Annotated in this window: 17 protein-coding genes; 3 read left to right on the top strand and 14 right to left on the bottom strand. The window is 42.4% G+C overall.

From position 1 onward, the window contains the following. Positions 1-75 precede the first annotated feature (75 nt). From GSY63_RS14265 to GSY63_RS14225, 9 genes are all read right to left on the bottom strand, one after another. Positions 76-1,968 carry a cytochrome c oxidase subunit I gene (locus GSY63_RS14265; protein ID WP_208094545.1) on the bottom strand — a complete coding sequence of 631 codons (1,893 nt, stop codon included), beginning with the start codon at positions 1,966-1,968 and terminating at the stop codon, positions 76-78. Positions 1,969-1,986: 18 nt separating this feature from the next. Next, positions 1,987-3,180, bottom strand: a complete 1,194-nt coding sequence (locus tag GSY63_RS14260) for a cytochrome c oxidase subunit II (protein WP_166586494.1) — start codon at positions 3,178-3,180, stop codon at positions 1,987-1,989. 50 nt (positions 3,181-3,230) lie between these two features. Next, a complete protein-coding gene (locus GSY63_RS14255; RefSeq protein WP_166586493.1) occupies positions 3,231-4,496 on the bottom strand; it encodes a quinol:cytochrome C oxidoreductase in 1,266 nt (421 codons plus the stop codon). 10 nt (positions 4,497-4,506) lie between these two features. After that, positions 4,507-5,082 carry a c-type cytochrome gene (locus GSY63_RS14250; protein WP_317168575.1) on the bottom strand — a complete coding sequence of 192 codons (576 nt, stop codon included), beginning with the start codon at positions 5,080-5,082 and terminating at the stop codon, positions 4,507-4,509. After that, complete coding sequence (locus GSY63_RS14245; protein ID WP_166586491.1) at positions 5,075-5,611, bottom strand: DUF3341 domain-containing protein; 537 nt, start codon at positions 5,609-5,611, stop codon at positions 5,075-5,077. The genes GSY63_RS14250 and GSY63_RS14245 overlap by 8 nt, the downstream gene beginning before the upstream one ends. 2 nt (positions 5,612-5,613) lie before the next feature. Then, positions 5,614-7,086 (bottom strand): NrfD/PsrC family molybdoenzyme membrane anchor subunit, encoded by a 1,473-nt coding sequence (nrfD, locus tag GSY63_RS14240; RefSeq protein ID WP_166586490.1) that lies wholly within the window; start codon positions 7,084-7,086, stop codon positions 5,614-5,616. Positions 7,087-7,109: 23 nt separating this feature from the next. Beyond that, positions 7,110-10,154 (bottom strand): TAT-variant-translocated molybdopterin oxidoreductase, encoded by a 3,045-nt coding sequence (locus GSY63_RS14235; protein ID WP_166586489.1) that lies wholly within the window; start codon positions 10,152-10,154, stop codon positions 7,110-7,112. A gap of 38 nt (positions 10,155-10,192) precedes the next feature. Then, positions 10,193-11,461, bottom strand: a complete 1,269-nt coding sequence (locus GSY63_RS14230; protein ID WP_166586488.1) for a c-type cytochrome — start codon at positions 11,459-11,461, stop codon at positions 10,193-10,195. Between the two features lie 258 nt (positions 11,462-11,719). Continuing rightward, positions 11,720-12,700, bottom strand: a complete 981-nt coding sequence (locus GSY63_RS14225; RefSeq protein WP_166586487.1) for a deoxyhypusine synthase family protein — start codon at positions 12,698-12,700, stop codon at positions 11,720-11,722. A 780-nt stretch (positions 12,701-13,480) separates the two neighbouring features. On the opposite strand from GSY63_RS14225, the gene GSY63_RS14220 reads away from it, so the two are divergent. Beyond that, positions 13,481-14,617: a BamA/TamA family outer membrane protein gene (locus tag GSY63_RS14220; protein ID WP_166586486.1), complete on the top strand. Its 1,137-nt coding sequence runs from the start codon at positions 13,481-13,483 to the stop codon at positions 14,615-14,617. 46 nt (positions 14,618-14,663) lie between these two features. On the opposite strand, the gene GSY63_RS14215 is transcribed toward GSY63_RS14220, so the two are convergent. Together GSY63_RS14215 and GSY63_RS14210 are read right to left on the bottom strand one after the other, a co-directional pair. Then, the gene (locus GSY63_RS14215) at positions 14,664-15,185 is read right to left on the bottom strand and encodes a hypothetical protein (RefSeq protein ID WP_166586485.1); all 522 of its coding nucleotides are present in this window, start codon (positions 15,183-15,185) and stop codon (positions 14,664-14,666) included. 31 nt (positions 15,186-15,216) lie between these two features. Continuing rightward, positions 15,217-16,002 (bottom strand): O-methyltransferase, encoded by a 786-nt coding sequence (locus tag GSY63_RS14210; RefSeq protein ID WP_166586484.1) that lies wholly within the window; start codon positions 16,000-16,002, stop codon positions 15,217-15,219. A 40-nt stretch (positions 16,003-16,042) separates the two neighbouring features. On the opposite strand from GSY63_RS14210, the gene GSY63_RS14205 reads away from it, so the two are divergent. Continuing rightward, positions 16,043-16,903, top strand: a complete 861-nt coding sequence (locus tag GSY63_RS14205; RefSeq protein ID WP_166586913.1) for a transglutaminase-like domain-containing protein — start codon at positions 16,043-16,045, stop codon at positions 16,901-16,903. 181 nt (positions 16,904-17,084) lie between these two features. Here the strand turns inward: GSY63_RS14205 and GSY63_RS14200 are convergent, their stop codons facing one another. From GSY63_RS14200 to GSY63_RS14185, 3 genes are all read right to left on the bottom strand, one after another. Continuing rightward, positions 17,085-18,002: an alpha/beta hydrolase gene (locus GSY63_RS14200; RefSeq protein WP_166586483.1), complete on the bottom strand. Its 918-nt coding sequence runs from the start codon at positions 18,000-18,002 to the stop codon at positions 17,085-17,087. Positions 18,003-18,948: 946 nt separating this feature from the next. Then, positions 18,949-20,041, bottom strand: a protein-coding gene (gene prfB, locus GSY63_RS14190) for a peptide chain release factor 2 (RefSeq protein WP_166586481.1) whose coding sequence is annotated in 2 segments (ribosomal slippage) — positions 18,949-19,980 and positions 19,982-20,041 — 1,092 coding nt in all. Because the reading frame shifts where the segments join, the coding sequence is not laid out codon by codon here. 98 nt (positions 20,042-20,139) lie between these two features. Next, positions 20,140-20,574, bottom strand: coding sequence for a hypothetical protein (locus tag GSY63_RS14185; protein WP_166586480.1), 435 nt, complete (start codon positions 20,572-20,574; stop codon positions 20,140-20,142). A 221-nt stretch (positions 20,575-20,795) separates the two neighbouring features. Between GSY63_RS14185 and pgi the strand changes: the two genes are divergently transcribed. After that, positions 20,796-22,442 (top strand): glucose-6-phosphate isomerase, encoded by a 1,647-nt coding sequence (gene pgi, locus GSY63_RS14180; RefSeq protein WP_166586479.1) that lies wholly within the window; start codon positions 20,796-20,798, stop codon positions 22,440-22,442. Positions 22,443-22,490: the final 48 nt, after the last annotated feature.

Here is a 22,490-nt window from a genome sequence, read left to right as displayed (position 1 = left end):
AAAAAACTTAGGGTATCCGTCCGGTAAATGTAACGGCGCAGATACCCTAATATATTCAGATCTTTTAATCTGTGATTACTTTACTTCTTCTTGTACTTTTTGAGTTTTCAACCACTCATTGTATTGAGTTAATCCAGTTGGATTATCTTCAAAATCATGAGGAAGGTTTGAAGTCATAGTTTGTGAGTACGGAGTAGTTTGTGGTATAAAGTCTTCCTCAGCGCCTGGTTTACTGTAATCGTATGGCCAACGGTAAACGGTTGGGATTTCGCCAGGCCAGTTACCATGGATACGCTCAACCGGAGTAGTCCACTCTAATGTAGTAGAGTTCCAAGGGTTTTGAGTTGCTTTTTTACCGAAGAATATTGAATAGAAGAAGTTGAACAAGAAAGCTACCTGTGCCAGGGCGGACATAATTGCTGCCCATGTAATAAAGGTATTAACAGATAACCATTGTTTTAACGACTCAATTTCAGTGAATGCATAGTAACGACGAGGTACACCGTCCAAGCCCATAAAGTGCATTGGGAAGAATACCAGGTAAGCACCGATAAATGTTAACCAGAAGTGCAGGTAACCTAATTTCTCGTCCATCATACGGCCGAACATTTTAGGGAACCAGTGGTAAACACCGGCAAGCATACCGAATATCGCAGCAGAACCCATTACTAAGTGGAAGTGGGCAACTACAAAGTAGGTATCGTGTAAGTTGATATCTAAAGCGGCGTTACCTAAGAAGATACCGGTAATACCACCAGAGATAAAGAATGATACCAAACCGATAGCGAAAAGCATACCCGGTGTGAAGCGGATATTACCACGCCATAATGTTGCCAACCAGTTGAATGTCTTAACCGCAGATGGTACAGCGATGATCAATGTAGTGATCATGAACACACCACCCAGGAACGGATTCATACCGGTTACAAACATGTGGTGACCCCATACGATAAATGATAATACTGTAATACCAATTAATGAGTAAACCATTGCATGGTAACCGAAAATTGGTTTACGGCTGTTAACAGACATAACCTCTGATGCAATACCCATTGCAGGCATAATAACGATATATACCTCAGGGTGACCTAAGAACCAGAATAAGTGCTGGAACAAGATTGGGCTACCACCTTCGTAGTTCATTACCTGGCCTTGTACAACAATTTCTGATAAGTAGAAACTGGTACCGAAGCTACGGTCGAATACTAATAATACAACACCTGCAACTAATACAGGGAATGCAAGGATACCTAAGATAGCAGTTAAGAAGAACGCCCAGATAGTTAAAGGCATTTTCCAAAGGTCCATACCTTTAGTACGCATGTTTAATACAGTACTTACATAGTTGATACCTCCCATAAGCTGTGATGCTACGAACAATACCATACTGATTAACCACAGGGTCATACCTTCTGCAGAACCTGGCATTGCCTTAGGTAATGCAGATAATGGAGGATATATTGTCCAACCACCACCGGCAGGGCCTTTTTGTACAAAGAATGAAGCCAGCATAATAACGCTCGCAGTAAAGAACATCCAGTAAGATAGCATGTTCATAAACGGCGAAGCCATATCACGAGCGCCTAACTGGAATGGGATAAGCAGGTTACTGAAAGTACCGCTCAAGCCTGCAGTTAATACAAAGAATACCATAATGGTACCGTGTATAGTTACAAGCGACAGGTAGAAGTTAGCATCTAAACGTCCGCCTGGTGCAAAACGGCCTAAAATTGTTTCCAGAAAAGGAAACGCTTTGTCCGGGTATGCTAACTGGATACGGAACAGGATAGACAAGATCATTGCGATAACCGCCATAATAATACCTGTGATCAGGAATTGCTTGGCGATCATTTTATGATCCATGCTAAAAATATACTTACTTATAAAAGTTTCTTTATGGTGATGTCCATGATCGTGATCATGATGTTCAACTCCGTCGTGATGATCGTGAACTGCTAATGTTGACATAATAGCTACTCCTGAATATTAATTATTTAATGCTAACCTGTTTTTAACTCCATCCTGCTGTGGCGCGTTTGCGTCAACCATCTTCAGCTCTTGTTTAAGCTGATCGCTCAGGTATGGTTTTTGGTGCGAAAGCCAGTCTTGGTATTCGGCCTCAGTTACAACCCTTACAATTCTCCACATGTTATAGTGGCTTCCTCCGCAAATTTTGTTGCAATACAGGTGATACTCAAAATCTGATTTATCCAATCTGTTACGCATTTCTGCAGTAGTGATAGTCGGTGTAAATTTGAAGAATGTAGGTAAACCTGGTACAGCGTTCATTTGCAAACGGAAGTTTGGCATGTAAACACTATGGATAACGTCTTGTGCAATGATGTTTAATCTGATCGATTTATTAACCGGCAATACGATAGTATCGGCTGCTAAGTCGTCAAGGCTGTTACGATCTTTGAAATCAACACCTACTTTGTTGGTACCGCTAACTAACTTGTAGTTTTTCATACCCAACTTACCATCTCTTCCCGGGTAACGAATTTCCCAGGCAAATTGGTGGCCGGTAATATCAATATTAATTGAAGCTGGTTCGCCTTTAGCATCAACAGTGTTAGTGATAGATCTCCAGGTAAAGAAACCAAAGATTACCAATACTGTTAAAACGATAGCCGGAGCAATAGTCCAGATTTTCTCGATAGTATTATCGTGCGGCAAATAGTAAGCTTTACGCTTATCAGAACCGCGATAAATAAAGGCAAACGTAAACAGTAAGATCTGTGTGCTGATAAATACAATTACGGTAATACCGAAAGTAGTCCAGAACATGCTATCGATAGTTTTACCATGTAATGAAGCGGCTTCTGGTAAAATCATGGAACCTTGAACACTGAATGACCAGTAAACACCAACCATACCTATAACCAGGAACGCCAACATCAGCGTACCCATTACATTATTCCATTTGATACCTTTTTTACGTTGCAGTTTTAAGGTTAGATCATAAACCTGCAGAATTTTACCAATGATGCCTACTATGAAACATACTACTAAAAACAGCAGTACATAGTAAGATACGCCAGTCCAAACGCTTGGTGCGTTCTCGGCACCGGTTGCAGCAGCTGGGCTGGTTGCATCGGCCGCCATTACCATGCTGCCGGATAACATCAGCACGCTGAACAGCGAAAGTAATTTATTATTTATCAGTTTCTTGAATGCCATTTTAATAGATCGGGTTTGGTATTCTCAATGAATTACAAAGTTAGCAAATATTATATTTGGTGATGAAGGCTCTCGTCCATAAACGGATGTTTTACCGGGGCAAGAGATTTAAACTTACTTAATGCGTTAAGCATCAGGAAGCTGAACAAACCTGCAAAGCCAAGGAAAATACAAATCTCCTGAACACCAAATGCTCTGTGCTCTGCCACAGTACCAGGCATAATCATTAGGTAGTAATCTAACCAGTGACCAATGATCAGTACAATACATACAGTAGTCATACGGCTGTAGTAACGTTTTGCATCGCGAGACATTAACATAAATAATGGTGCACAGAAGTTAAGGATGATATTTAACCAGAACCACCATTTATACTCAGGCTCCCATCTTTTGTAGAAATATACAGACTCCTCAGGCATGTTAGCATACCAGGTAAGGAAGAACTGTGCAAACCATACATAAGTCCAAAAGATAGAGAAACCGAAGATCAGTTTACCTAAGCTATGGATATGGTTTTCTGTGATCCAGTCAAAATAACCGCTTTTCTTCAACAAGATCAGGGTTAACGCAATGATAGATAAAGTAGCTACGTGTAAAGCTGCTAAGTTATACCAGCCGAACATGGTTGAGTACCAGTGTGCTTCTAAGGACATGATACCGTCGAAAGCAAATACCGGGTAAGTAAAACCGAATACCACTAAGAATATCAACGCAATCTTAAAGCTTTTGCTGTAGTTGCTCATGCCGCCCATTTCGTCCTCTAACTGAGAATATTTAACCAGCATTAAACCAAATGCAGTGTAAGCTACCAGGAACACAACAATAGCACCGATAAACGACGGGATGCTTAACACTGCAGATTTGCCTGCGATAATAGCATCGTAATTCTCGCTGCCCGGAGTTGTTAAACCGTGGGTTGCCCAGTGTGCATATAAATAAGGCGCAACTACCGTCTTGCCTTCTTCAACAATATTATGTGTAGTAAACAAACCTGCTACTACAACAAGCACAAAAATTAGTGCTGCTATAGGTAACACACGCACAAAGGCTTGTGGTATCCTTAAAAAGGCTGCAGACCAACCTGCCTGAGCTGCATACTGATAAGCAAGGAAAAATACACCGCCTATACAGATACAAACAAAGTAATAGCTCATCAGCAATAAGTTAGAGAATGTACGCTGTACACCCATTTCGCTATGATCTAACAAAAAGCCGTACAAAATTCCAACTACACCGATAACAATACCTATTAAGCTCCAGGTTTTTGCTTTACCTGCAAACTCAAATTGTTCATTAAAACTATGTTCAGTTTTCATTAATTAATACTTATAAGGTTTGTAAATGGTGAACATACAATACTACTTTCCAGCGCTCCTCTGGTGATAATTGCGATGCGTAAGAACCCATGGCATTTACACCGTAAGTAATTGTATGATAAATTTTACCGTCTGTAAGGTCTTTCATCGCACCACCGCGTGATGACTGGCCTTTTGAATATGACGGTGGAGGAGGGAAGCCATGCGCTACCACTGTACCATCACCCTGTCCGGTTACACCATGACATGGAGCACAAAAGTGTGAGAACAATACTTCACCTTCTTTAAAGTTAGCCGGAGTATTTTTTAACGGATTTTGAACCTCACCACTTGCCTGATCGTAACCGGCACGGGTGTTTGGATAATCAAAACGAGTAAACCCTAGTGGTATAGTTCCGGCTGGCGGAAGCTGCGCTGTTTTACCGTCCTTAAAATTCGGATTTTTTTGATCCGGATCATAAGCGATATGTTCATACATATTGGGAGCATACTCCCATCCGGTACTTTTCTTGTCTTTACAAGAAGTAACGAAAATGGCAGCAGCGATAGTAATAGCTGTTAAACCCAATATTCTAAATTTATTCATAGCTAACATATTTTCGTTCGTTATGCTTTACTTCAACTGCACCGGCATCGGTTAAGATTTTGGTGATATCATCATGCGGTATATTTCCTTTTGCATCAATAGCGATCACAAAGCGATCGTCTGTTGCACGCAGATCCATTACACGTGGCGCACGGCCAGGGAAAAGGTGAGTTGCGTAGAAGAAGGTAAATACCATACCGAAAGCGGTCCATAAAATAGTCCACTCAAAAGTGAACGGAACAAAATCCGGCATTGCAAAGTGTGGTTTACCACCAATGTTCATTGGCCAGTCGTGAACCAGTGTGTAATAAACGATGCTGAAAATTACACTACCACCAAGGCAACCGAAACAAAAAGCTGCATAGCCTAAGCGAGATTCTTTGACGCCTAATTTATCCTCAATACCGTGGATTGGCATCGGGGTATACACATCATAGATCGGAACACTGTTCTTTTGCAATTTTTCGATCCCATGCATCATTTCATCCGGGTCATCGAAAAGACCCAATATCATTTTAGTCTTGCTCATGGTTATACTTTATCGTAGTCGGCCAGCTCAACGCTGTCGAATTTTGTTAATGATTCTTTATAGTACTCTACCTGCTCTGGATCAAGGTGACCTTCTTTTATCAGTTTCAGTTTAGACTGCTCGCTCGAAGTTTTCAGCAACAGTTTCACCTCGGCCATTGCCACAGAAGGTAATACACGGATAAACAACAGGAACATCACAAAGAATACACCGATTGAACCTACGAAGATACCAACGTCAACCCATGTAGGATAGAACATTACCCAGCTAGATGGGATGTAATCGCGGTGTAAAGAGGTTACGATAATTACGAAACGCTCAAACCACATACCGATGTTCACGATGATTGAAAGCACCCATGATGCAGGAATGCTTAAACGGATCTTTTTGAACCAGAATAACTGCGGGGTAATTACGTTACAAGTCATCATGCTCCAGTAAGCCCACCAGTATGGACCGGTTGAACGGTTAATGAACGCGTATTGCTCGTATTCAACACCTGAGTACCATGCGATGAAAAACTCTGTGATATAAGCCACACCCACAATAGAACCGGTTAAGATGATGATCTTGTTCATCGATTCGATGTGGAACATGGTGATATAGTTTTCCAGACCTAATACTTTACGGGCAATCAGCAACAGGGTTTGCACCATGGCGAAACCTGAGAAGATTGCACCCGCAACGAAGTAAGGCGGGAATATGGTAGTGTGCCATCCTGGTTCCAATGACGTAGCAAAGTCAAAGGATACGATGGTGTGTACCGAAAGTACAAGTGGTGTTGAGATACCTGCCAGGATTAATGACACGGTCTCGAAACGTTGCCAGGTTTTTACTGAACCTGTCCAACCGAATGAACAGATAGAATAAATACGACGGCGAAGGCCGGTAGCACGGTCGCGGATAGATGCGATATCTGGTAATAAACCTGTATACCAGAATACTAATGATACAGAGAAGTATGTAGAGATCGCAAACACGTCCATCATCAACGCCGAGTTCCAGTTAACCCATAAAGAGCCGTATTGGTTGGGCAGTGGTAATGTCCAGTAAGCTAACCAAACACGCCCCATGTGGCCGAAAATGTAACATGCCGCACAAATAACCGCAAATATGGTCATCGCCTCAGCAGAGCGGTTGATGGAGTTACGCCAGTTTTGACGGAACAGTAATAATACCGCCGAGATCAGGGTTCCGGCGTGACCGATACCTACCCACCACACGAAACCGGTGATGTCCCAGGCCCAGCCTACCGTTTTATTCAAACCCCACTCACCTATACCGTACCAAAACGTCCAGCTGATGGAAACTAACCATAACGATGCACCAAGGCACGCTACGATAAAGCCGATCCACCACGCTTTGTTTGGTTTGTTTTCAACCGGAAACAATACATCGTTGGTAATCTGGGCATACGTAATGTCTTTACCCGTAATTAACGGTTCCCTGATTATTGATTCACTATGAGATGACATATATTAAATCTCTTTTGTAAAAATTAAGCGCCTAATTCAGTTGTATTTCTAATTTTTGCCTGGTAACCTATACCTGGTTTCACGTTAAGCTCTTCCAGTACATAATAAGTTCTTTCGCTCTTCAATGCTTTTGACACTTCTGAGTTAGGATCATTTAAGTTACCAAACACAATAGCGTTGGTTGGGCATGATTGCTGACAAGCCATTTTGATTTCGCCATCTCTCAATGGGCGTTTCTCTAATTTAGATTTCAGCTTACCTGCTTGTATACGCTGTACACACATGCTGCATTTTTCCATTACCCCACGGAAACGTGTAGTAACATCCGGGTTTAATACCAGCTCGGTGTATTCGTTTTGTACGTAGTTTTCGAAACGAGAATCGTTCCAGTAGTTAAACCAGTTGAAACGACGCACTTTGTACGGGCAGTTGTTTGCGCAATAACGGGTACCTACGCAACGGTTGTAAGTCATCTGGTTTAAACCTTCAGACGAGTGCGTAGTTGCTAATACCGGACAAACAGTTTCGCAAGGTGCGTGATCGCAATGCTGGCAAAGCATTGGTTGGTAAGTAACCGATACGTGGTCAAGATCATCAAGCTTGTTGATTTCTTTTTCTTTAGTAACAGTTTTACCGTTATCGTTAAAGCTATAGTAGCGGTCAATACGCAGCCAGTGCATTTCGCGGCGGTTACGTACTTCTTCGCGGCCTACAACCGGAACGTTATTTTCTGCAGTACAAGCTACCACGCAAGATCCGCAACCGGTACAAGCGTTAAGGTCGATAGCCATAACCCAGTTATAAGCCGGGCGTTCGTACTCATCCCACAAATCGTAGGTTTCTTTACCCTCGCCTTTACCTACAATAGAAGCCGGAGCCTTTTTGTATTCGGCCAAAGTACCTTCGTGGATTACACTACGACCTTCGTATGAGTGGTGAGTTTGAGTTTGAGCAAATACATATTTCAATGCACCTGTTTTCTTAAACTCAGCAGCCGCGGTAGTTTGGAAAGTACCGTTGCGGAAGGTTGAGAATGGGAATGCATTCTGACCAACGCCATCACCTACTTTACCTGCATTGGTACGTCCGTAACCAACGGCTACTGATATAGTACCCTGAGCCTGGCCTGGTTGCAATAACACAGGTAAGTCGATAGAGTAACCGTTAGCAGTAATAGTGATGTAGTCACCTTCTTCAATGCCTAATTTCTCAGCAGTTTTAACTGCCATGGCAGCAAAGTTATCCCAGGTTACTTTCGAAACCGGATCTGGCAACTCTTGTAACCAAGGGTTGTTTGCTTTCTTACCGTCACCGATGTTAGGGCTTTCAAAAATCTGAAGCTCTAATTTGCCATCGCCGCTTGCAGCAATTTGCGAGCTGTGCGTAAGTATGGTTTGTGCAACAGCGTTAAGATCGCGATTGAAGCTGTATAAACCTGCAGCTTTAGCCGGTGCTTTAACAAAACCTGTTTGCAATAAAGTTTCCCAACCGTGTTGGCCCGATAAGCCAGCAATTGATAAAAGACCTTTATCCCAGGTGTTGCGTACGTAAGTGTAATATTCTTTAACCGGGTTATCAGACCAGGTAAGCAAGCTTTGCTCTGCCTGACGGGTGTTGTAAACCGGGTTAATAGTTGGCTGAACGATGGTATAGTAACCGGTTACAGCGTTTTCATCACCCCATGACTCCAGGTAGTGGCTGTTAGGAGCGACTACGTTACATAATGAAGCGGTTTCGTCAGCATATGGTGCAAAAGATACTTTCAGCTTAACCTTTTTAAGGGCTTCGGTAAAGTCTTTAGCATTATAGAAATCGTAAACAGGGTTAGCATTCAGGAAGAATACTGCGTCAACCTCGCCACGTTTAACTTCGTTAACAAACTCAACAAACTCAGCGTCGTTACCGGCATATTGTAATGATGGGTTATCTAAATCGATAGTAGTACCGTAGCTACCTAATAAAGCGTTGATAGCGTTAACCAACACTTGGGTAGCAACATCATTGCTGCCTGCAACCACTAAAGCGCGGCCTTTAGCTGCTAATAATTCTTTAGCTGCAAGGGTAATCGCTTTATCTGTGTTAGCGTCGCTTACTTTTTTAGAACCTGGTAAAGTAGTACCGCTTAATGCATTGTATAAGCTAATAATAGCCAAACCTTCTTCAGATGGCTTAATTGGCATACGTACATCGGCATTACTACCGGTTAAGCTCATACCGCTTTCGAACTGGATGTGGCGAGACATTTTTTTCTCTTCCAGCGCTTTAGCTGCACGGTTAGAAGCATACTGGCGGCTAAACTCAGTATGTGAAATCCATGAACCTAAGAAATCGGCGCCAAAGCTTACTATGATATCGGCTTTATCAAAGTTGTAGTGAGGCAATACTGCTTTACCAAAACTGTTTTGATTAGCCTGGATGATACCGGTATAAGATACCGCATCATAATCAATATGCTTAGCTGTTGGATATTGTGCTATGAAATCTGCAATTACACCCAGTGTTGATGGGCTGTTGACTGTAGATGATACTAAGCGGATTTTTTTGCCGCTGGCTTTGATACCTGCAAGCTGTCCTTTTACAAACGAGTCTAACTGGCTCCATCCGGTGTCGCCACCATCCTGCATAGGATTTTTTAAACGGCTTGAATCATAAAGATCCAATACCGAAGCCTGCACACCTGCAGATGTACCGCCTTTACCAAACACATCGTTAGGGTTACCTTCAATTTTAATAGGGCGACCTTCGCGTGTTTTAACCAGGATAGCGCTGCCTTCGTAGCTTGAAACATAAAAGTTAGCTATACCCGGGGTTACTTCCTCTGGTTTAATTAAGTAAGGGATTGATTTGTGAACAGGCACTTTCTGACAAGCAGCAAGTGATACAGCCCCAACACCAAAGCCCAGCGCCTTTAAAAAGTCGCGACGAGGGGTTTTAGATTTTAATCCATCACCGCTCAATATTTCTTCGATAGGAATAGGTTCCGCAAACTCGTGTTTATTTTTCTCAACAAACTCCGGTGTTCTGTTCAGCTCCTCTATACCTTTCCAGTATTTTTTATTGCTTTCCATTTAAGCTATATAAACTGTAATTGCTAAGTTTTAATTTATTAATAGTGACACTTCGCGCACTCTGTACCGCCCATTTCGGCTTCGGTAACTTTCTCGCCTTTTTTAATGCGATCGTGAATGCTAACCATGTTTTCGTAGTAAGCATTACCCTTACCATTAACACCGGTACGTTTGTGACACTGGATACACCATTTCATAGTAAGTGGTGAGTATTGGTAAACTTGTTTCATGGTTTGGATTGGACCATGGCAACGTTGACACTCGATACCACCAACTTTAGTATGTTGAGAGTGGTTAAAGTAAGCGAAGTCTGGCAGGTTGTGGATACGCACCCACTGGATTGGCTTAGCTTTAGTACTATCGTATTTCTGAGTTGCCGGATCGTAACCCAAGGCGTCATAGATCTTGTGAATCTCAGGCGACTCTGTTTTAACCACTTTATGGCAGTTCATACAAACGTTAAGTGATGGAATAGAAGCATTCTTGCTCTTGTAAGCACCACTGTGGCAATACTGGCAATTGATTTTCATTACACCTGCGTGTAACTCGTGCGAGTATTTAATAGGTTGCTCTGGTTGGTAACCCTGGTGAACGTTAGTGTTCCACATGGTAACCCAAGCCCAGCTACCCATAGCTATAGTACCGCAAAGAATGATAAAGAATACCAGTTTCTTGTTTTTAGCGATCTTTTTCAGCGTAGCTAAACGATCAACTTTAACAACCTCTTCTTCTTCAACTTCCTCTTCTGGTAAGTTTTGTTTTTTAAGTAACAGTTTCTCTAGTGTACCCACTACCCTGTTTAATACCAGGATAACAATTAAGGCAATAACGATAACGCCAATTAAACCGAAGATCAGCATGTCGCTTGGTCCGCTTTCTGCAGCAGCCGCACCAGTAGCGCCACCCGCAGCAGGAGCAGTCTGCATTTTTTTCCAGTCGTCGCGTACGTAAGCAATAATGTTTGCCACATCGCCGTCAGACAGGTTGGTGAACACGTTCATACCAGCCTGATTGTACTCATTATAGATCTTAAGTGCTTTAGGATCTTTAGCTGCAATCAAAGCTTGGTTGTTCTGAATCCAGTGGGTTAACCATTTGTCATCAGTTTCTGATGAAATAGCTGGCCCCAACGCCGGACCCGTCATGCGTACATCGATTTTATGACACGCGGTACAATTTGCCTTAAATAAAGCTTCACCTTTAGCTGCATCTCCCTGCGCGTGGGCCGTAAAACCCATAGCAGCAAAGCCCGCAACCAGTAAAACCGTCCTGGAAAATTGTTTTAAAATCAATGAGATATTTCTCATACAGTGTATTTGTGCTAAATAATTCTATTTTATATTAATGCAATAGCTTGCAGATGATAAGCTGATAAGCATTTTTTGCAGTCCACAAAAGTATAATTTATTACATTATCGCTGACAAACTAATGACACATAATCTTAATTTATAATCTTTCTAAATAAATGCGAAAATGCCCTTTAACTTAGCGCTAAAGGGCATTTGCTATATTGCAAGCGTATGATATTTGTTACACAAATTTTGCCAATATTTGCAATTATCACTTATTGCTTTAGTACCCAGGCAAAAATTAATGGTGCAACAATAGTTGCATCACTCTCCACTATAAACTTTGGTGTGTTAATATCCAGCTTACCCCAGGTAATCTTTTCGTTTGGCACAGCACCTGAATAAGAACCGTAAGAAGTAGTAGAATCAGAGATTTGGCAGAAGTAGCTCCAGAACGGAATTTCGGGCATTTCCATATCCTGGTAAAGCATCGGTACAACGCAAATCGGGAAATCGCCGGCTATACCGCCACCTATTTGGAAAAAGCCAACGCCTTTGCCACCTGAATTCTTCGGATACCAATCTGCCAGCCATGCCATGTACTCAATACCGCTCTTCATGGTGGTAGCTTTAATCTCGTTTTTAATTACGTAAGACGCGAAGATGTTACCCATAGTAGAGTCTTCCCATCCCGGAACGATAATCGGGAGGTTTCTTTCGGCAGCAGCCAGCATCCATGAGTTTTTAGGATCAATCTCGTAGTATTGCTCTAACTCGCCGCTCAATAATATTTTGTACATAAACTCGTGCGGGAAGTAGCGCTCGCCTGCAGTATCTGCATCTTTCCATATTTTGTAAATATGTTTCTGCAAACGGCGGAAAGCTTCTTCTTCCGGGATACAGGTATCTGTAACACGATTATAGTGGTTCTCTAATAAATCCCACTCCTCTTGCGGACTCAGATCGCGGTAGTTAGGCACGCGTTTGTAGTGCGAGTGCGCAACCAGGTTCATGATATCCTCTTCGAGGTTGGCACCGGTACACGAAATAATGTCAACCTTACCCTGGCGGATCATCTCTGCCAGCGAAATACCTAACTCGGCGGTGCTCATGGCACCTGCCAGTGTGATCATCATTTTTCCGCCTTCCAGCAGGTGGGTTTCGTATCCTTTGGCTGCATCAACCAAAGCCGCTGCATTAAAATGCAGATAGTTACGCTCAATAAATTGAGATATAGGGCCTCTTGTAGTACTCATTATCAATTAAATAAATGGAGTGCAAAGGTAGTACTTTTGATATAAAACTTTTTATAGAAGAATGTTTTGGGAATTTTGAGGCAATAATTGTTTCTACAGATGTGGATAAAGTAAATACGAACTACCTACACCCGTCGTCCTGAACTTGTTTCAGGATCCCACAGGACGAGTAAAAGATAAGTTAGGTTTTATACACTATTATTTAATCTTAGTAAATCAATGTCAGTAGTTCTTCGTTGCCGTCAGCCCCGCGTTCCGCTCATACGCCTGCGGGCCTTAGGCACGGGCCGGTATCCGCTGCAATCGGGTTTAGATTTTTTGAGGTTGTGCTTGTTTGATGAATAGCAAAGCTCCCTATCACAAGCATACTTAACATGTGAGGTGCTGAAACAAGTTCAGCATGACGGATAGAGAAAGTGCACCGACGAACATAACCTAATAATTGTGGCCTCTTGATTTTCGGATAGCACCGCCCCTGCCAACGCACTGACTTCAGTAGAAAATAAAGCAGCCACGAGTTCTTTCTTGGTACTTCTTTCTTGCGGAAAGAAAGAAGTACATCCACAGACGATTCATAAATCCCCCTACCCTTCCTAATGGAAAACGGACTATACGCTATGAAGCCTCTTTAAGTCGGGGATTGCTTTCCCGATAGCCATCGGGACAGGCTGTACCCTGCAAAGACGGAATAATTAAAACCTTTTACTAAAAAACTTGTCTTGATTCCTGACTCTCAATTCTTGACTCTATTTTCCTTTCTTTGCACATTCAACCTCGTACATGAAACGACTATTTACTTTACTATTTCTACTTACTATACTTACCCCTGCTATTGCTCAAAAGAAATTACTGCCCGGCTTTGTGCGCCGTATGTTGTTTGAGAAGGACAGTACCCGCAAAAGCAGTTTCTTTTTATTGCCCGTATTAGGCTCAGCACCGGAAACGGGTGTTGAAGTCGGCGGATCCGCTCTTTATTCGTTTTACACCGATACCATCCACCCGGGCACGCGTGTGTCTAATGTTTTCGCTTATGCCACCATTACTACCAAAGGCCAAGAACGTGTAAGCCTGAGCACCAGCTACTGGGCACCGCAAAATGCCTGGCACTACATCGCTGCGGCTAGCTTTATTAATTTCCCCAATGATTTTTATGGTATAGGTAATAATACGCTTAAAGCCAATCAGGATCATATTGGCCAAAAACGTTTCAAAGTAAACTTTGAGGCCGACAAGCACCTCGGCAGCAATATTTATTTAGGCGTAGTAGCCGGTGGCTTCAACTACAGCTTTAACGATAAGGAACCCGGCGGCATTTACGAAACCGACCCGCGCATGGAAGATCCAAGCGGCGGTGCCAGTGTTTTCATCGGCCCAAGCTTAATTTATGACACCCGAAACAATAACACTTATACCACTAAAGGTATGGTGATCACCAGCTATTTTAACCTGATGAAGGGAATATTTGGTAACAACAGTTATACTGGTGGATTTTTCAATATCGAGTATGCACAGTTCTTTAAACTAAGTAAGCGCTTTGTTTTAGGATTGGATATACAGGATCAAAACCTGACTGGCTCGCGTTCGCCGTTTTACCTGATGCCTGCCCTGGGCAGCGACGAAATGATGCGCGGCTACTACAATGGCCGTTACCGCGACCGTAACCTCATTGCCGGCCAAACCGAACTCCGTTACCGCTTAAGCGACCGCATCGGCGTGGTTGGTTTTGTAGGTACGGGTACGGTTTACAACAAATCTTTAAGCTTCGACGACCTGAAACCTAACTACGGTGGCGGCCTTCGCTATTTCTTCGACGTAGAAAAAGGCCTATCTATGCGTGTAGACTACGGCTTCGGCGAAAAACGCCCGGGTGAAAACAGGCAGAGCGGATTGTACTTGAGTTTGGGAGAATCTTTTTAGCAATTTATTAATTAGACAATTTGTCGATTTGTCAATGAAATGAAAACTACTCCCCTTGGTGCGTAGAAATATATTTATTGTTATTCCAATAAATATATTGACCTGCAATTTCATCTCCATCTTCCCTACTATAAATACTAATAGCGGGAAATTTAAGGTTTACTCTTTTGCTACCTGTTATATCTCCATCGGTATTAAAGGTTGGCTTATAAGCATATCTACTTTTAAATACTCTCCAACCATTGAGCCAATTAGTATCGGAAAAAGTTTCATCGGCAAACTTTTTTCCACAACCGAAAATGAAGTAATTATTTTGTCCACCGTTAATAATTAAAAGCCCTCTCTTTTTGCTTTTTAAATCAATTATCTGTACAGCAATATCATTTTGTTTATCTCCATTAAAGTCAGCTTCAAGAAAGGCGGGCTTACAGGGTTGAATAACCTTGTATTGCTTCTCTAATTTTAAAGAACTAAATGATTGTAGAAACCATTGTGGAAGATTATTAGTCTCAGCACATGCTTTTAAATTAAAACCTACAATTAATAAAGCTATTCCAATTGCTTTCATTGACAAATTAGCTAATTAACAAATCGACAAATTAAAACCTTATCTTAAAATCTTCCTTCGGCTTACCTTTTCTGAAAAACACCAATCCTATCCAGAACAGATCTACCGTAATGGTAACATCTGGGTGGGCTTTAATTTCGGCCCAGGCTTGCTTCATGCCCTCGCTCCAGTAAATATCGTCGAAGATGAGCATCGAACTCTCGTGAACTTTAGGTAATGCCCAATGGAAATAGTCGAGGGTGGCTTGCTTTTGGTGGTTGCCGTCTATAAATACAAAATCTAGTTTGGGTAGTTCATTAATTAGTCCCGGCAGAGTATCGTTGAAATTACCGACAATTAGCGTAATGTCTTTAGCGCCTGCATTGTTAAAACCTTGCTGAGCTACGCCGGCAGTTTCGGGGCAACCTTCTAAAGTATAGATCTTTGCCTGCGGTGCCGCATATTGCAGATACAGCGAGGTGATACCTAAACAGGTGCCTAATTCTATAATGGTATCGGGTTTATTATCGGCGGCTAAGCGATAAAGCAACTGTGCAAGTTTGCGGGGCTTAAGCGCGTTTTTGGCAATCTGACGTACCTTTTTTTGCTTGTTATTATTAACGTGCGAACCCGCGCCAAGGTCGGTTACGGTGATGGTACTATCGTCAGCCAAAAGTTTTTTTCTGAAATTTTCGACTTCGGCATACACTTTTTTGTCCTTAAAATCGTAAATTACTTCATCTACCAGCCGGTAGACAAAGGGTGAATGTAACCCATGCCTGGTTTTTGCGTTGAACTGGTGCAGCAAATAATCTTTAGCGAATTGCCATTTAAACATGGCTGTAAAATTATACAAAGGATTAATATTTATGTCATCAATGATTAACCCTTCAGAAATAAACTCACTCATAAAATTACTGGACGACCCTGACAGGGAAATATTCGACCATGTACACGATAAATTATTTGAATACGGCGATGTTGCCATCTCATACCTCGAATCGGCTTTTGAAGAAGCTTTTGATCCTATCCTACAGGAACGAATAGCCAACCTGGTACACGAGATCCAGTTCAACATGGTAAAAAACGATTTGAAACTTTGGTATCATGGAGGCAGTTTCGATCTTTTACAAGGAGCCCTTATTGTTAACAAATACCAGTATCCCGATCTCGACGATCAAAAGATCATTAATCAGATCGAAGACATCAAACGTGATATCTGGATACAAATGCAGCACGAAGGCAGCCCCGTAGAACAGATCAGGCTGATAAACCATATATTTTATAACATCCATGGCTTTAGCGGCAATACAACCAGCCACCAGGATCCGCAGAACAGCTATCTGAGCCAGGTGCTCGAATCGCACAAAGGGAACCAGATCTCATTGGCTATTATCTATTCTATCGTTGCCCAAAAACTCGACATCCCCGTTTATGGTGTAAACCTGCCCCAGCACTTTATACTGGCCTACCTCGACGAAAGTAAAGAAAGCGAGTTTGAAAGCGGCATCCTGTTTTACATTAACGCCTTTAACAAGGGCTTGGTGTTTGGCCGCCGCGATGTTGACATGTTTTTGAAACAGTTAGGTGTTACCCCCGACAAGCAGTTCTACGAACCCTGCTCTAACGCTGACATTGTTCGCCGCATATTACGCAACCTCATCAGCTCCTATGAGGCCTTAGGATCTACCGATAAGGTTAATGAGTTGAATGAGTTGCTGGAGATTGTGTTGGAATAATGATTGACTGAAAGAGGGAGTGAATTAGTGAGTTTCGTGCATTCGTAAATGCTGTTGTCATTTCGACGATAGGAGAAATCTTGTACATCGTTAAAGTATTAAGCAGAAGATTTCTCCTATCGTCGAAATGACAAAATTAAATGAAGTACTATTTTGTCCTAATTCTCGATTCCTGACTCTTTTATTTAGCCCATCCATTAGCCTGTAGCCAGCCGGTTAGGCTTACAAACCAATCTTCGTGCGAGCGAGGGTTGTGGAGCCCGAAGCCATGGCCACCGCTTTGGTAAACGTGCATTTCGGCTTTAACGCCTGCTTTCTGTAGCGCGTCGTAAAACATCAGGGTATTTTGGATCGGCACTACGTCATCGTCTTCTGCGTGGATGATGAAGGTTGGCGGGGTATCCTTAGTTACCTGCTTTTCGTTGGAATACAGGTCGGTAAGTTCTTGCGGTGGCGTTGTACCCAAGAGGTTATCGCGCGAACCCTGATGCGTAAGTGGGCCCATGGTAATTACAGGGTAAATCAACATCGCAAAATCGGGACGGAGGCTGATATTATCCGGGTTGGCAATTACTGCCTTTGCATAGTGAGTAAGTTCGGTAGAGGCTAAATGCCCCCCTGCAGAAAAACCCATAATACCCACTTTTGAAGGATCGATCCCCCACTTAGCCGCATTTTGCCTTACCATTTGTATGGCGCGTTGGGCATCCTGCAATGGGCCAATAGTTTTATCAACCATTATATAATCGCTTGGCAATCGGTTTTTAAGCACGAAAGCAGTGATGCCAAGTTGATTAAACTTCTCTGCAACTTTGTAGCCTTCCTTATCTATAGCCAAACCCGCATAGCCACCACCTGGACAAATTACAACAGCAGTGCCATTGGCAGTGCCCTTAGCCGGGAAAAACGGAGTTAGCTGCGGATTAGTTACCAGGGTTACCCACATACTTGCCGTATCGAGCTTTTCCCGGTAAACACCGGGTGCCGGTTTGCTGTTAGGCACACCGTTCGGATATAAGGCGATAGGCTCTGCCCGTTGGGCGTAGGCGAAAGTTGTGGCAGCGGATAATAACATGAGCGCGGCAAGTAGTTTTTTCATTGTAAGATTGCTTAGGCTAAATGTGGTAAATATCAGCGTAGAAACAAAGTAAGAATACAAAATGTTATCGCACACAGGTTAATAATCAGCAATGCTTTACCCTTTTGCTTATAGCTCACATTATAAATACTAATGCACAGCATTGTGAGAGACACTAAGAAAAAAACAAAGAAGAAAAGCATTCCTATTCCTGGATTACAAGGTCCATCGGTCATGGGAGACAATATTATCAATATCCCAAGCACTATGTAAAACGCCGTTAAAAGCCAGGCTTTACTATTCATGCCTTATAAAGCTGTTAATATTTTGATGTTAAATAGAATTATAAATCAGAAAACTACCCCAACCTAACAACGCTATTAGGTTTATTAAGATATTTACTTTACCCATCCTTTTGGTTCTAAAGCTATTTATGCTGACAACTAATAATACCATTGCCAACGGCCCGAATAAAAAGCTTGATAGAAAATCAAGATTAGGCGAACATGGGCCACTTTTAAAGGCTGGTGAATGATTGAAGAAAGCAATAACTCCAAGTAAAAACAAATACAAGCCCAATAATTGCCAAGCCTTTCTATTCATATTCTTTAAAGCGCCAAAGATTTTCTCACACTATATTGAATTGCAAATCAGTACTTCTAAACAGTTTTAAAGAAAATAAATACCCCTATCCAAAATATAAAGCAAGCGATGCTATTTATTAAGAGCATCGCTTTACCTCCATGACCTATCAAACTTTTAAAAGCATATATTAACGTCAATATTGATGAAAATATACCCCCAATTATAACAAGGCAACAAACAGCGATTACCCTTAGTTGAGAATGCCTTGTACAGCGAAACATGATACAAGCGCTAATAAAATCACCACATAAAAAGCTGATGTTATTTGAGCTGTTCTGTTCACAACCTTTTAAATATTAACCAATAACGGAGAAACGAATTATTATCCTTTATCTCCGCCAAACTCCATCAGGTAAGCTTTCAGGAACTCGTCGAGCTCGCCGTCGAGCACTGCCTGGGCGTTTGATGTTTCATAATCGGTGCGCAGGTCTTTTACCAGCTTATAAGGGTGCAGCACGTAGTTGCGGATCTGCGACCCCCACTCTATCTTTTTCTTGTTACCCTCAATGGCGTTGGTTGTTTCCATACGCTTGCGCATTTCAATTTCATACAACTGCGATTTTAGTAAACGCATGGCGTTTTCCTTATTCTGCAATTGCGAGCGCGACTCCTGGTTTTTGATAATAATACCCGAAGGTTTGTGATATAAACGTACGGCAGTTTCTACCTTGTTTACGTTTTGCCCACCGGCACCACCCGAGCGGAATGTTTCAAACTCCACATCGGCGGGGTTAATGTCTATTTCAATAGTATCGTCCACCAATGGATATACATATACCGAGGCAAATGATGTATGGCGTTTCGCATTAGCATCAAACGGCGATACGCGCACCAGGCGGTGTACACCATTCTCGCCTTTAAGATACCCGTACGCAAACTCGCCCTCCAGTTGCAGGGTAACGGTTTTAACACCGGCCACGTCGCCTTCCTGGTAATCTTGCTCGGTTACTTTGTAGCCATTCTTCTCGCCCCACATAATGTACATCCGCATCAGCATACCGGCCCAGTCGCAACTTTCGGTACCACCTGCACCCGCTGTAATCTGTAGAACGGCATTCAGCTGGTCTTCTTCGGCCGAGAGCATATTCTTAAACTCCAGCTCTTCCATGGCTTTGGTAGCCAGGTCAAACTGCTCTTTCATTTCGGCTTCGGTAGCATCGCCACCCTGGTAAAATTCAAACAGTACACCTGTATCATCAACCGTAGAAGCTACACGTTGATAGGCGTCCGTCCATACTTTTTTGGCTTTGATAGAAGCGAGTACTTTTTCAGCTTCTTTTGGATGGTCCCAAAAATGTGGGCCTATGGTTATTTCCTGCTCAGCTTGCAGTTCGGTCAGCTTTTTATCGATGTCAAAGATGCCTCCTCAGGGAAGCTGTTCTATCCCTCAAATCCTGGATCTGTTCTTTAGTCATAGTAGCAAAGATATAAAATACTCGGTCAGCATTCTCACAAAAAAGGCCTGCTAGAATTAGCAAGCCTTTTTAATATTATGTTTCGGCACCCCGGCTACTTACGCAGCAAGGTAGTTGTTCACCAGCATGGTGAGATCGGCGCCTCCGCTAAGTTTCGATATAAAGTTTTGTACCGCAAACTCGCTGTTTTTATCGCCGTTAGATTGCTCTACCATTTGCTGCATTACGGGCATAATCAGTGCCGTTGCGGCAATTAGGGCAGCCTTAGGATCTATACTATAAAACTTGTTAAGCTTATTGGCAAACCGGTTTACGATACTGGTTACCATAGCGCTATTTTTAATATCTGGAAACTGAAACATTTTCACCAGGTCTTTAAGTCGGCCGCTTTCCAGCTGGCCTTTTAATACCTCTATAATAGAACTTGAAGCATCATTCATAATTGCTTCGCTTTTTTCGGCCGGAATATCCGGGTTGTTGATCACGGCGTTGCCGGCATTACTTTTTACAAGCAGGAATAATTTCTCGAACATAATATTAAATTTTTAAGATAAATTATTTACGCGTACAGAACTAAATGTCGCGCCTTTTTATCGGCTTTGTATCACTGAAAACGGATTGGAAAAAATAATTGCATTGAAATGATTTCCGCGCAGCACAACTTGCGGTATTTGGCGTTATCTAACCAAAAAACAGATTTATTTTAAATACTGCTTTAAACATTTACTGCTATTTTTGACAAAACAATTCAAATATGCTGCCAAACACAAATTTCACCGAAACCAACGCCTACAAGTACTTAGCAGATCATTACATTGATATTACTGCTACGCATTTGAAAGATCTGTTTAAATCTGACAATCAAAGATTTGAGAATTTTTCGATTAGGTTTAATGATATTTTGTTCGACTACTCTAAAAACCGGGTGGACGAAAAAACAATCGCTTTGCTGATTCAATTAGCAAACGAGTGTAGCTTAAATAAGGCAATTGAAGCCATGTTTGCAGGCGAAAAAATTAACGTTACCGAAAACCGTTCGGTGCTGCATACTGCACTGCGCAACGTAAGCAATACCCCGATTTACTCGGACGGTAAAGACGTTATGCCTGAAGTAAACGCCGTGCTCGACCATATGAAAGCCTTTAGCAAGGCCGTGATTAGCGGCGAGTGGAAAGGGTATACCGGCAAAGAGATTACCGACGTGGTTAACATTGGTATTGGCGGTTCCGATTTGGGTCCGGTAATGGTTACCGAGGCATTAAAATCATACAAAACACGCCTTAACGCACACTTTGTATCTAACGTTGACGGCACGCATATAGTTGAAACGTTAAAACACCTTGATCCGGAAACTACCCTGTTTCTGATTGCTTCTAAAACATTCACCACTCAAGAAACCATGGCCAACGCACATAGTGCTCGCGACTGGTTTATTAATTCGGGCGGTAAGGACGAGGATGTGGCCAAGCACTTTGCCGCGCTTTCTACCAACTCAAAAGGTGTATCGGAGTTTGGTATCGATACAGCCAACATGTTTGAGTTTTGGGATTGGGTTGGCGGTCGCTACTCGTTGTGGAGCGCTATCGGCTTATCGATTGTGCTGAGCATTGGCTTTGATAACTTTAAAGCGCTGCTAACCGGTGCTCATAAAATGGACGAGCACTTCCGCACCACGCCATTTGAGAGCAACATCCCTGTTATAATGGGTTTAATCGGCATTTGGTATAACAATTTCTTCGAGGCCGAAACCAATGTAATTTTACCTTACGACCAATACATGAGCCGCTTTGCTGCCTACTTCCAACAGGGAGATATGGAAAGCAACGGTAAATCTGTAGACCGTAACGGCAACGCCATAGATTACTCAACCGGCCCGATTATCTGGGGCGAGCCAGGCACCAACGGTCAGCACGCATTTTACCAGCTTATTCACCAGGGTACTAAAATGATCCCTGCAGATTTTATCGCACCGGCTATTTCGCACAACCCGCTAGGCGAACATCATAAAATGTTGCTATCGAACTTCTTTGCACAAACCCAGGCTTTAATGAATGGCAAGACCTTGGAAGAGGTAGTTGCCGAACTGAAAAAAGGGGGTAAAACTGAAGAAGAAATTGCTACAATTGCACCGTTTAAAGTATTTGAAGGCAACCGCCCTACTAACTCCTTCCTGATTAAAGAAATCACACCGGAAAGCTTAGGTTCATTAATCGCGGCATATGAGCACAAAATATTTACCCAGGGCATTATCTGGAATATCTACAGTTTTGACCAATGGGGTGTTGAATTAGGCAAGCAACTGGCCGGTCAGATTCTACCCGAACTGAATAACAACGACAAGATCACTTCGCACGATTCGTCGACCAATGGGTTGATCAATCAGTATAAAGAGTGGAAGTAATTTCATAGCGTCGAGAATCGAGAGACAAGACTTTCCTCTCTACGCGTC

This window comes from Mucilaginibacter agri, from assembly GCF_009928685.1.
GTDB lineage: Bacteria > Bacteroidota > Bacteroidia > Sphingobacteriales > Sphingobacteriaceae > Mucilaginibacter > Mucilaginibacter agri.
This window is presented reverse-complemented; position numbering and strand designations above follow the sequence as displayed.